This window comes from Paraliobacillus salinarum (assembly GCF_014083865.1).
Classification (GTDB): domain Bacteria; phylum Bacillota; class Bacilli; order Bacillales; family Amphibacillaceae; genus Paraliobacillus; species Paraliobacillus salinarum.
In genome coordinates this window covers 67998-81373 of sequence record NZ_JACEFA010000001.1, presented here as the reverse complement: position 1 = coordinate 81373, position 13376 = coordinate 67998, and the positions used below count along the sequence as shown (strand labels likewise).

10 protein-coding genes are annotated in these 13376 nt (G+C 35.4%); 2 read left to right on the top strand and 8 right to left on the bottom strand.

Annotation, left to right across the window (positions count from 1 at the left end):
• The first annotated feature begins 11 nt into the window (after window positions 1-11).
• Together HP569_RS00410 and HP569_RS00405 are read left to right on the top strand one after the other, a co-directional pair.
• Window positions 12-1724, top strand: coding sequence for an Rqc2 family fibronectin-binding protein (locus HP569_RS00410; protein ID WP_182199103.1), 1713 nt, complete (start codon window positions 12-14; stop codon window positions 1722-1724).
• A gap of 147 nt (window positions 1725-1871) precedes the next feature.
• Window positions 1872-3779, top strand: coding sequence for an FUSC family protein (locus HP569_RS00405; protein ID WP_182199102.1), 1908 nt, complete (start codon window positions 1872-1874; stop codon window positions 3777-3779).
• Between the two features lie 109 nt (window positions 3780-3888).
• Here the strand turns inward: HP569_RS00405 and pyrE are convergent, their stop codons facing one another.
• Genes pyrE through HP569_RS00365 form a run of 8 tightly spaced genes read right to left on the bottom strand, consistent with a single transcriptional unit; the run spans window position 3889 to window position 13345 of the window.
• Complete coding sequence (gene pyrE / locus HP569_RS00400) at window positions 3889-4506, bottom strand: orotate phosphoribosyltransferase (RefSeq protein ID WP_182199101.1); 618 nt, start codon at window positions 4504-4506, stop codon at window positions 3889-3891.
• Complete coding sequence (pyrF, locus tag HP569_RS00395) at window positions 4493-5209, bottom strand: orotidine-5'-phosphate decarboxylase (RefSeq protein ID WP_182199100.1); 717 nt, start codon at window positions 5207-5209, stop codon at window positions 4493-4495. Before pyrF ends, pyrE begins: the two co-directional genes overlap by 14 nt.
• Window positions 5202-6116 (bottom strand): dihydroorotate dehydrogenase, encoded by a 915-nt coding sequence (locus HP569_RS00390; protein WP_182199099.1) that lies wholly within the window; start codon window positions 6114-6116, stop codon window positions 5202-5204. Before HP569_RS00390 ends, pyrF begins: the two co-directional genes overlap by 8 nt.
• Complete coding sequence (locus HP569_RS00385) at window positions 6113-6880, bottom strand: dihydroorotate dehydrogenase electron transfer subunit (protein WP_182199098.1); 768 nt, start codon at window positions 6878-6880, stop codon at window positions 6113-6115. Before HP569_RS00385 ends, HP569_RS00390 begins: the two co-directional genes overlap by 4 nt.
• A complete protein-coding gene (gene carB, locus HP569_RS00380) occupies window positions 6877-10077 on the bottom strand; it encodes a carbamoyl-phosphate synthase large subunit (RefSeq protein ID WP_182199097.1) in 3201 nt (1066 codons plus the stop codon). Before carB ends, HP569_RS00385 begins: the two co-directional genes overlap by 4 nt.
• Window positions 10056-11177 (bottom strand): carbamoyl phosphate synthase small subunit, encoded by a 1122-nt coding sequence (locus HP569_RS00375; protein WP_182199096.1) that lies wholly within the window; start codon window positions 11175-11177, stop codon window positions 10056-10058. Before HP569_RS00375 ends, carB begins: the two co-directional genes overlap by 22 nt.
• Entirely contained in the window at window positions 11170-12456 is a 1287-nt protein-coding gene (locus HP569_RS00370; RefSeq protein WP_182199095.1) for a dihydroorotase, read from the bottom strand. Before HP569_RS00370 ends, HP569_RS00375 begins: the two co-directional genes overlap by 8 nt.
• Entirely contained in the window at window positions 12413-13345 is a 933-nt protein-coding gene (locus tag HP569_RS00365; protein ID WP_182199094.1) for an aspartate carbamoyltransferase catalytic subunit, read from the bottom strand. The genes HP569_RS00370 and HP569_RS00365 overlap by 44 nt, the downstream gene beginning before the upstream one ends.
• Between the last annotated feature and the right edge of the window lie 31 nt (window positions 13346-13376).

The window sequence follows — 13376 nt, the reverse complement described above, 5'->3', positions numbered from 1 at the left end:
AGGTGATAAAAGTGACATTCGATGGTGTGGTAACACGTGCAATGACAAGAGAATTACAACAAAATATAGAAACAGGTAGAGTATTGAAAATATATCAACCAACACAAACGGAATTAATTTTGACTATACGTACACAAGGGAAAAATAAATCCTTACTATTGTCTGCTCATCCAAGTTACGCAAGATTCCACTTAACGGAAGATATCTATCAAAACCCAACAGAACCACCAATGTTTTGTATGCTTCTACGTAAACATCTAGCCGGTGGATTTATTGAAGCAGTCGAACAACATGAAAATGAGCGTGTTGTGTTCTTTTCTTTTAAAGTAAGGAATGAAATCGGCGATGAAACTAGAAAAACGTTAGTGATGGAAGTTATGGGGAAACATAGTAACATTATTCTTATTGATCAAGATAAGGGGCATGTACTTGATAGTATTAAGCATGTATCTCCCTCTCAAAGTAGACATCGAACCGTTCTACCAGGGCAACCATACATTCTGCCGCCAAATCAAGGAAAAACAAATCCGTTAAGTACTGAAACAGATGCATTTCGTAAAAAATTAGATCTTAATGCAGGTAAAATTGATCAACAAATTGTTGAATCTTTTATGGGAATCTCACCTTTATTAGCTAAAGAAATTGTTCACCGTGCTAACCTAGGTTCTTTAACTGATTATGAAACTGCTTTTAATCAATTAATGTCTAGCATCAACGAAGATAATTTTGAGCCATGTATTTATCAGAATAAAAAAGAAGATTTCTATGTATTACCGCTAACACACATAAAGTCAGAAAAAAATCTATTTGCTAGTACGAGTATCATGCTTGATGCTTTTTACTCTGGCAAAGCTGAACGTGATAGAGTTAAGCAACAAGCAGGTGATTTACTTCGTCTATTAAAAAATGAAATTGACAAGAACAAACGTAAAATTAAAAAACAAGAACAGACACTTAAGAAAGCTGAGAAAGCAGATGATTATCAACGCTACGGGGAACTATTAACAGCACATATGCATAATATCTCAAGCGGCGATAAAGAAGCAGTTGTATTAAACTATTATGATCCAGAACAAAAAGAAATCACTATCCCGCTTGATCCAAACAAAACACCTAGTCAAAATACGCAAGCATATTTTAAGACTTATCAAAAATTAAAAACGTCAAAAGTTAAAGTAGAAATTGAAATTCAAAAGGCCGAACAGGAAATTTTATATTTGGAAGAAATCATGCAGCAAATTGAAGTCGCTAGGGAGCAAGATATTGAGGAAATACGTGATGAACTGAAAGAACAAGGGTATATTAGAAAGCGAGCTAAAGCACGTAAGAAAAACAATAAACCAAAAAAACCCGAGCCCGAGAAGTTCATGTCCAGTGATGGAACAACGATTTATGTTGGGCGAAACAATAAACAAAATGAATACCTCACTACTCGATTAGCAGCTAGAACTGATATTTGGCTGCATACAAAGGATATTCCTGGATCACATGTTGTTATTCGTGGAAATACACCATCTGAAGAAACGCTGGCCGAAGCAAGTCAATTAGCAGCTTTATTCAGCAAAGCTAAATCTTCTTCCTCTGTGCCGGTTGATTATACTGAAATACGTTATGTAAAAAAACCAAATGGTGCAAAGCCTGGTTATGTTACTTATGATAATCAAAAAACCCTATTTGTAACTCCAAATGAATCTTTTTTAAATAGCTTAAAGAAATTAAAATAGAGTAATTAGATACAATAAGTATATTATTTGCATCAATTAAAGAAATGTGTAAAATAGTATAATGCTACTGTAGCATTATACTATTTTTAAATTAGCATTTTGTTACATTAATAGTAAGCAAAATACAAAATGAGGAAAATGCAAACAATGAAAATCACAAAAAAATCTATTCAATTTAACACTCTACTCTTTTTAGGGATTATGTTATTTATCTTTGCTTTTAGTGCAGCTTTTGGTAAAGAAAACTTCCTGATTGGTGTTTCAACAATTACCGCAATGCTTATGTTTTTAGAGCGTGATTTAACCGCTCACCCGATAACAAATACTTTTAAACTAATTTCATTAAACTTATTTATTGGTATCGCAGCTTTTTTAGCAGGATTTAATGTCTGGCTTGGTATACCCATTAACTTTATTGCCATGTTTGTAATTAGTTATTTGTTAATTTTTAACTTAAAAAACCCACTTTATTTTCCATTCTCTTTACAATACATCTTTCTTTTATCTACACCCGTTACGGTTAGTGAAATACCTTTACGGTTAGCATCATTAGTATTTGGTGGTATTGCTATCATGGGGTTACAAATGCTTGTTAACCGTAACCGTGTGAAGAAAAATGGAGACAAAAAAATAAAAACAATAGCAACTTCTTTAATTCAAAAAGTCGAGCAATTTAAGAACAATGAGGACACAACTGAGATCTATGAACAAATTGCATCAGATATTAATAGTTTGCGAAACATGATTTATGACAAGAGAGAAGAAGACTTTTATTTAACAAAAGAAGGACGTCTTAAATTAAATTTATCTGCATCATTTGATAAAATAAATCTACTGTTATCAGATTTAACCAAAGAAGAAATCGATCACGAGATACTAGATGACTTACATCAATGCTTAACACTTGTATGTAATGGAATTGATGACACAAAAACAGCGAAAGAATTAGATGATGCATTTAATACTATCCTTAATAAATATGACGACAAAGAGATTAACACGCTATTTGTTTTACGCCTGCTAAGTAACATCGCATTTCTTAAAGAAGATTTAATCGCAATTCGAGCCTTGGACAGATCCCATTACGATGTCGTGGAAAAATTTGAACAGATTCCAACAAAATTCAAGCAGTTTACGTTGGGTGGAAAAACCGCGCATCATACAACATCCATTAAATTCTCCTATGCCGTTAGAATTGCATTGGCAATTACTATTGGTGCGTTCATAACAGACTTTTTCGATTTAAATGAGGGACGTTGGATCTTATTCACTGTTTTATCTGTGATCATTCCAATTTTCGAGCAATCAAAAAGAAAAATGCAAGATCGTATTTTTGCAACATTTGTCGGTGCAATTCTGATTAGTGTTCTGTTTACGTTATTTGATAGTGAGCTGTCAAGATCGATTATATTAATGATCGCTGGTTACTTAATGAATTTTATTAAAGTATATCGATACAGTACAATTATAGTTACATTTACCGCAATTGGTGGTGTAGCGTTAGCAACTGAGACTACTCCTTTTCTAACAATTGAAAGAATTGCTATGGTTATATTTGGAGTTATACTAGCATTGTTAATTAACCAGTTTGTCTTTAAATATGATCTAGAGGATAGCAATCAAGATTTAAAAGACATGTATGACGATACAATTTTAGCAATGCTGAACGAACTAAGAGGCAATGTTCGAGGTGATGACAACAAGCATAGTGCTATGAACATGTTGATCATTACCAATATGATCGAAGACAGATTAAAGTTAAATAACCAAAACTTAGACGCGCCATGGTTGCTCCATTATCGCCTACTAGCGTCTAATCTGTATGAATTATATCAATGGATTGATGCACACGAACTTAAAAAAGACTTACTTGCACAACTAATTACTCGTATTGAACAATTATCTAAGCATTTAGAAAACAACACATTTGATACTTCGTTAATTTTGGAAATTGAGAATCAAATAACATCGGTACGATATACTGATAGAAAAATCACATGGAGTATCATGCTAGATATTACTTTAGAAGTGCAACAAATTCAGAAAAATAACTAATTAAATAGATAAATAATACAAAAAGCCGATTGATCATTGTACAAGTAGCGCGAGTTTCCTTGACGAATTATTAATCGGCTTTCTTTTTTATTTTGGTTGATTATTTTTTCTAGCCTAGTTCATTTCTCCATTCGATTAAGCTTTGGTACTCTTCGTTGTTAATCTTATTTTCTTCTAATAAATGATGTACAAGTGTATCAAAATTAGTTAGTGTATGTAAGGCAAGATCATGTGCTTCAAATGAACGATTAGCATGTGACAATCCATAAGTAAAAATTGCAATAACAGCTAATACTTCTACCCCTTCTTTACGTAAAGCCTCTGCAGCTTCAATCGCAGACCCACCTGTAGAAATAAGATCTTCAATAACAACTACTTTTTGTCCGCTTGTCACTTTACCTTCAATTTGATTTCCTTTTCCATGTCCTTTTGGCTTGGAACGTACATAAGTCATTGGTAAATTTAACTTTTCAGCTAACCATGCCGCATGAGGAATCCCCGCAGTTGCACAACCAGCAATACAATCAGGCTGTTCTTCTAATTGTTTTACTGCTTCTACAAAAGCATCTGCAATTTTATTTCGAATATCAGGATAGGATAATGTTAATCGGTTATCACAATAGATCGGTGATTTTATTCCTGATGTCCATGTAAATGAACGATCTGGCTTGATTTGAACTGCTTTTATTTGATATAAGTCGTTTGCTAATTGTTTATTTATTGACATTGTTACACTCCTTTAATGCTTGCTCATAGATTTGTTTAGGATTCTCTGCTTCCGTAATACTTCTACCGATAACTAAATAATCCGCCCCGATTTGTTTAGCTAATTTAGGTGTTGCAACTCGTTGTTGATCATTACTATTTGTATCTGCTAACCGTATACCAGGAGTAACAGTTAAAAAATCATCTCCACACACACTTTTAATTTTAGCAGCTTCATGCGCAGAACAAACGACACCATCGGCACCTTGATCCTTCCCCATTTTTGAAAAATGCGTTACCATTTCCGCTAATGGGTGTGGAATTCCTAGTTGATTAGTCAATGTATCTTGATTCATCGATGTCAATATAGTAACGACTAATAATTTAGGCTGGCTTTTACCATGAGGTGTACCATCAACTAACCCCTGTTTAGCAGCTTTAATCATATCCGCTCCGCCAAGTCCATGAACGTTTACAAAGTCAACTCCTAGCTCTGCTAGATTACGCATCGATTTATAGATCGTTGTCGGTATATCATGTAATTTCAAGTCTAGAAAGATAGAATGATTTTGTGCTTGTAATTTTTTTATCACATCAGGACCTTCACGATAAAATAATTCCATTCCTACTTTAACAGGAATTCCTTCTAAATTATTTTTTTGCAAAAAATCGTTTGTTTGTTCCCATGTAGGAAAATCAAGCGCTAAGTATATTGGTTTATTCATTGATATGCCCCTTCCCAATTGCATCTTCTACAGATGAAAAACCGTATTTCTTAAGTACTTCAGGTAATTCCGCAATAATCTCCGGACAGATAAATGGATTTTCAAAATTAGCTGTTCCAACTGCGACAGCATTCGCTCCAGCTAATAAAAACTCTAGTACATCTTCCGCACACGTGATACCACCCATTCCAATAATCGGGATATCAATCTGTTGCTTCACTTGATAAATCATTCGAATGGCAACCGGTTTGATAGCAGGACCAGATAAACCTCCAATTTTATTTGCTATGATAGGTTTTCTAGTTTGAAGATCAATTCTCATCCCAGTTAATGTATTAATCATTGACAATCCATCTGCACCAGCTTTTGCAACTGCATTAGCTATCTCAACAATATTAGTTACATTTGGTGATAACTTGACATACAGCGGAACATCACTTTGCGCTTTAACTCTTTTTGTAACTTCTGAAGCTAAGTACGGATCTGTACCAAATTGTACGCCGCCCTCTTTCACATTTGGACATGAAATGTTTAACTCAAGGGCTTCGACTTGCTCTGTATTTTTAAAAGCTTTGGCTACCATTTCATATTCTTCTATTGTACTTCCTGCAACGTTAGCTATAATTGGTGTATCATATACGCTTAATGCCGGTAATTCATTAGCTATGATATTATCTACACCTGGATTTTGAAGGCCAATCGCATTTAACATGCCTGCAGAAGTTTCTGCAACACGTGGTGTCGGATTACCATATCTAGCTTCTGCTGTTGCTGCTTTAATGATAATTGCACCTAATTGATTTAAATCATAAAATTTACTATATTCTGCCCCAAACCCAAAACAACCAGAAGCAGGCATAATTGGATTTTTCAGCTTTAAGCCTGGTAATGAAACGGATAAGTTCATGCTAAAATCACCTCACTAGCATCGAATACTGGACCTTGTTGACAAATTTTCTTATAGCCACCATTCACACTCGGAATGACACAAGCAAAACATGCGCCTACTCCACACCCCATCCGTTCTTCCAAGGAAATATAACCTTGTTTTTCTTTTAAGTCTGTTGTTATTCCTTTAAGCATAGGCGTTGGTCCACAAGAAAAGTAATAATCGAAGCTAGGTTTTACTGCATGATAGACATCTGTTACAAATCCACTATGCCCGTAACTCCCATCATTTGTTGCAACATAAACGTCTCCTAATGCTTTAAATTCTTGTTCAAAAAAAACATGTGATGCCGTTTGGAATCCCAAAATTGTAGTAACTGATACACCTTTTTCAACCAATTGTTTCGCTAAATAGTACAGAGGCGGTACACCAATTCCTCCTCCAATTAATAGTGCATGATCCATTGTCAAATTATCTATTGGATAAGATGATCCGCAAGGCAATAATGCGTCAATTTTTCCGCCTACTTTTTGCTGACTCAAATAACTAGTGCCTTCACCTACCGTTTTAAAAATAATTTTAATTATTTTATTGGTATGATCTACGTCAGCTATTGAAATAGGACGACGCAATACGTGGGAGTGATCCTGGCCAATTTTTATATGAATAAATTGGCCAGGCTTAATGTCTAACGTTGATGCCTCACTTAAAACATGGAGTAAAAATGTTGATTCAGCTATTTTTTCATGATGAACAATCGTTAAATTAGCTTTTCTAATCATCTGATCACCTCTTGATTTACTACTGCTGGCTGTGCAGAAAATGTCGTCGAATCAATCACATTTAAAATTGCAGTTGCTGTATCTAAGCTAGTTAAACATGCAATACCGTGCTCCACCGCTTCTCGACGAATGCGAAATCCATCTGATCTAGGACGCTTACCAGAATTGAGTGTATTAATAACAAATTGTACTTCTCCATTCTCGATAATAGACAGTACATTTTTTTCTCCTGTTCCTATCTTCCCAACAGTAGTCACTGGTAATTGGTTGTTTGATAAATGGGATGCTGTCCCCTCTGTTGCAAATAATTGAAAGCCTAATTGATGAAATCTTTTTGCTATTTCAGCCGCTTCCTGTTTATCTTTATTTGCAACAGTCAATAACACTGATCCTTCCATTGGGATGTTTAACCCAGATGCAATTAATCCTTTGTAAAGTGCCTTTTCCAAAGTTTTATCTCTTCCAATTGCTTCACCAGTCGATTTCATTTCAGGACCAAGCGTGATGTCCACACTTCGTAATTTATTAAAAGAAAATACAGGTACTTTTACTGACACATGTTCTGGCTCATCTAGCAAACCATCTTGGTAACCCATTTCCTTTAATAATTCACCCATAATACATTTTGTTGCTATTTTAGCCATCGTAACGCCTGTTATTTTACTAAGGAACGGAATTGTTCTACTTGCACGAGGATTAACCTCTAACACATAAACAGCATCGTGATGCACAACAAATTGAATATTAATTAATCCTTTCACACACATTTCTTTTGCGATTTTTATCGTTATATCAATTATCTCTTGTTTAATTTCTGGTTTAAGACGTTGTGTTGGATATACTGCTATGGAATCTCCAGAATGAACGCCAGCACGTTCAATGTGTTCCATTATTCCCGGGATCACCGTTGTCTCTCCATCACTAATCGCATCAACTTCTACCTCGATTCCAGTTAAATATTTATCTATAAGTACTGGGTGTTTATGTTTCATTTTTGTATTTTTCTCTAAGTAAGCAAAAAGCTCCTCATCACTATATACAATCTCCATTTGGCTTCCACCAATAACATAAGAAGGGCGTACTAACACCGGATATCCTATCTCGTTTGCAGCTTCCTTCGCTTGATCTAGCTGTTTTACGCTTTTCCCTTTAGGTTGCGGAACATCAATACGTGACAGCATTTGCTCAAACTTATCACGATCCTCTGCAACATCTATTGCCTCTAGTGCCGATCCTAAAATACTGACACCTCTTCGTTCTAACCCTTCTGCTAGATTAATCGCTGTTTGTCCACCAAATTGCACAATAACACCAAGTGGCTTTTCTAATTCCACTACATGCATGACATCTTCTAACGTTAACGGTTCGAAATAAAGTTTATCTGATACACTAAAATCAGTTGATACTGTTTCTGGATTGTTGTTTAAAATAATCGCTTCAAACCCAGCCTCTTTTAAAGCTATTACAGAATGTACCGTTGCATAATCAAATTCAATACCCTGGCCTATTCTAATTGGTCCTGAACCTAGTACCAACACTTTTTTACGATTAGAGATGATAGACTCTTGTTCATCTTCATACGTACTATAGTAATATGGTGTAGCAGATTCAAATTCGGCTGCACATGTATCTACCATCTTATATACAGGTAAAATCTTTTCATTCATACGTTGTTGATAAATGTTATCAACTTCCACCTTCCACATTCTCGAAATCTGCTCATCTGAAAAGCCTATTTCTTTCGCTTCTCTTAATCTTTCTATTGATTGTGGAGCTTCAGATAGTTTCTTTTCCATTGAAATAATATTGTGTAATTTCCATAGAAAATAAAAATCTATTTTTGTCAGATGATGAATTTTATCTATGGACATGTCACGTCGCATAAGCTCGGCTATAACATACACGCGTTCATCATCTAGTTGCAGTAATTTTTCTAATAACTGATCATTAGATTTATCTGTTAGATAAGGTAGATGAAAGTCCTCTTCACTAATATCAAGGGAACGAATGGCTTTCAGAAAAGATTCTTCGAAAGTTCTACCAATTGCCATTACTTCGCCTGTAGCTTTCATCTGCGTCCCTAGTGTTCTGTTTCCTGCAGTAAATTTATCAAATGGAAATCTAGGAAACTTTGTTACTACATAATCTAGAGCAGGTTCAAATGCTGCATAGGTTGTTTTCGTGATCGGGTTTTTAATTTCATCTAGTGTTAAACCAATTGCTATTTTTGCTGCTATTTTTGCAATTGGGTAACCTGTAGCTTTAGAAGCAAGCGCAGACGAACGACTAACTCTTGGATTAACTTCGATAATGTAATAATCAAAGCTATCCGGATCTAGTGCTAACTGAACATTACATCCACCTTGGATTTCTAGCGCTCGGATGATTTTTAAAGATGCATTGCGCAGTAGTTGATACTCTCTATCACTTAATGTTTGTGAAGGAGCAACTACGATAGAATCACCTGTATGTACACCTACTGGATCAATATTTTCCATATTACAAACAACAATCGCTTGATCATTCTTATCGCGCATCACTTCATATTCTATTTCTTTAAAACCAGCAATATTTCGTTCGATTAAACATTGATTTACAGGTGACAAAGCTAAGCCATTTCGAGTGATCGATTTTAGTTCTTCTAGGTTGTAACACATACCTCCACCTGTTCCACCTAACGTATAAGCCGGTCTAACAATTAAAGGAAAGCCAATTTCGCCTGCGAATTGAACAGCTTGATCAACAGTCGTAACGATTTGACTTTCTGGCACAGGTTCATTTAGTTCATGCATTAGATTTCGGAACTTTTCCCTGTCTTCTGCTAGTTGAATAGCTTCTAATGACGTCCCAAGTAATTCTGTGTTATTCGCTGCCAGGATTCCATTTTCTTCAAGTTCAACAGCTAAGTTAAGACCTGTTTGCCCCCCTAACGTTGGTAAAATGGCATCTGGTTTTTCTTTGCGAATAATTTTTGCCAAAAAATCTACAGTCAATGGTTCCATATATACGGTATCTGCTATAGTAGCATCCGTCATAATTGTTGCAGGATTAGAGTTTGCAAGAATCACTGTGTAGCCTTCTTCTCTTAAGGCTTGACATGCTTGTGTGCCTGAGTAATCAAATTCCGCAGCTTGACCAATAATAATTGGTCCTGATCCAATAACAAGTATTTTATTTATATCTGTTCGCTTTGGCATGTAACCGACTCCTTTGAAGTGAATTTATACGTATCAATTTCAGTTATAAACTGATCAAACAAATGACTAGTATCTTCTGGTCCTGGTGAACTTTCAGGATGATATTGCACTGAAAATGCAGGATATTTCTTATGAGAAATTCCTTCAACTGTTCCGTCATTCAATGCAACCTGTGTCAAAGACAAATCTGTTTTTGCTAGTGAATCTACAGTTACTGCATAGCCATGATTTTGAGATGTAATATATGTTCTTCCTGAATTTAAATCTTTAACAGGATGATTCGAACCACGGTGTCCAAACACCATTTTTTCTGTGTCCGCTCCACACGCCAATGCTAATAGTTGATGTCCTAAACAAATACCAAAGATCGGAATATCTCGTATCACATTAGCAATCATTTCAATGGCATCCGGTACATCTTTAGGATCACCAGGACCATTTGTTAAAACAATTCCGTCCGGCTTTAAACGCAGAATTTCTTTTGCACTATAATGATAAGGAACAACAGTAACATGACAATTCCTTTTCGTTAATTCTCTTAAAATACCATGTTTCATCCCAAAATCTATTAAAACAATGCGTTTCCCTCTACCTGGAACAACATATGGTTTAACTGTTGATACTAGACTCACTTGATTATGCATTAACTTTGCAGCTTTTAATCTATTTTCATACTCTTTATCAGCAAACTCTAGGTAACCTTCTGTCAATATCCCTTTCATTGTTCCATGTTTTCGAATGATTTTTGTTAATTTTCTTGTATCTATATTTGAGATGCCTGGTATTTCATTTGCTTGTAAAAAAGAATCTAGTGACTCTCCACTTCTAAAATTTGAAGGATGTTGACAAGACTCTTTTACTACTAACCCATGAATAGAGGGGGTAATCGTTTCAAAATCTTCTCTATTGATTCCATAATTCCCTATTAATGGATATGTCATCGTAACAATTTGACCACAATAAGAAGGATCTGAGAGGATCTCCTGATAGCCTGTCATACCTGTATTAAAAACAACTTCACCGACACTTTCTTCTAAACTGCCAAATGCTTCTCCTATAAAAACAGTACCATCCTCAAGAATGAGCTGACGTTTATACATAGTAATCCTCCTCAAAAACAATTTCACCTGCTACAATAGTTAACACAGGTTTACCCGTTACTTCCCATTTATCAAATGGGGTATTTCTTCCTTTTGAAAGAAAAGTATCTTTATCAATACACCATTCTTTTGTTATATCTAGTAAAGTTAGATCAGCTTTAGCTCCAACCTTTAAGCTCCCCACTTCCATTCCAAAAACTTGAGCAGGTTTGACTGATAACCAATCAAGTAACTGTTTTAAAGTTACAATCTTATTTTTGACAAGATGTGTATATAAAAGTGAAAATGCTGTTTCTAAACCAACAATCCCAAACGGGGCATCGTTCATCCCTCTCGCCTTTTCCTCCTCTGTATGTGGAGCGTGGTCGGTTGCAATAAAATCAATCGTTCCATCAAGTAGTCCCGCCAATAATGCCTGCTGGTCTTCTTTAGCACGAAGAGGAGGATTCATTTTATAATTTGAATTTGCTTCTGTAATGTCAGACTCATCTAACAATAGATGATGTGGTGTGACTTCTGCGGTCACTCTTATGCCTGCACGCTTTGCATCGCGTATCACTCGAACAGATTCTTTTGTGCTCACATGACAAACATGATAATGACATCCAGTTGCCTCTGCTAATAAAACATCTCTAGCAATCTGTACTGATTCACAAACAGAAGGTATTCCTTTCAAATGCATTCGTTCACTAGTTAATCCTTCGTGCATTACTCCACTATGTATCAATGAATTATCTTCACAATGTGCAACCACAGCCAAATCTAAGGATGCCACTATTTCCATCGCTTGCAGCATTTGGTCAGCTGTTTGTATACCCACCCCGTCATCTGTAAATGCAAAAGCTCCTGCATCTTTTAATTCCTTCATATTAGAAAGTTCTTCACCTTTTAAACCTTTTGTAATAGAAGCATATGGCAACACATTTATTTTTGCTGTTTTTTGAATGCGCTCATACAACCAATCTAACGTTTGATGATTGTCAGGAACTGGGTTTGTATTTGGCATTGAACATATCGTTGTATAGCCGCCTTTAGCAGCTGCATTTGTTCCTGTCGCAATGGACTCTTTTGCTTCTCCACCTGGTTCGCGCAAATGAACATGCACATCAATAAACCCGGGTGAAATGACATGTCCTTTGCCATCAATTATTTTATCATCATGAGCTTGCTTTACGTTTTTTCCAATCTCAGTTATTACCCCATTTGACATCCTAATCTGGCATAATTCTAATTCATTATTGAACAATACTTGGTTGACATTTTTGATGATAACTCCCATAGCTAATCCCCCTCGATTGAAATAAGTGTTCTATTACAGCCATTCTTGTTTTTACTCCATTTTCCATTTGTTTAAAAATACGCGATTGTTTACATTCCACTAGATCGCTATCTATTTCCACTCCTCTATTAACTGGAGCAGGATGCAAGATTATTGCATGACTCAACATATGATTAGCTCTTTCTTTAGTTAACCCATATTGGGATAAATAACTTGTTTTATTAAAACGGTCATGTTGCACATGTCTTTCCTCTTGAATGCGTAATAACATTATTACGTCACATGATTTTACTGCTTCATCAAGGTCAATATAAGAAAAGTCCAGACTTGTATCTTGCCATTCTTTTTTACAAGATAGAAACACGTTTGCACCAAGCGTTCGTAATGCATATGCATTAGAACGGGCTACACGACTATGTTTGATATCACCTACAATGGCAACATTCAATCCACGAAAAGCATTAAACTCTTGGTAAATCGTATATAAGTCAAGTAAGCATTGAGTCGGGTGTTCACCAGTTCCATCCCCAGCATTTATTATTGGAATTTTTATTTTATCTGCTAACTGTTGTGCTGTATTGTTTAACGGATGACGAATGACTAAAAAGGAAGCTCCAATTGATTCAAACGTCTTTGCTGTGTCATATATACTTTCTCCTTTTTTCGTGCTTGATGACTCTTGATGGAAGTCGAGTATCTCAATGCCTAATTTTCTTTCAGCAACAACAAAACTCATTTTAGTGCGTGTACTAGGCTCAAAAAATAAATTTGCTGCAAACAATTGCTTTTTAAAAGGCGTATAACTGTTTTTATCCATTTTGTTACTCAATTTAATGAGATGCATTAATTCATCAGGTCTAAGATCTTTCATTGATACAAAATGTTCCACATTTAATCCCTCCTTAGAATAAGGGACTGTT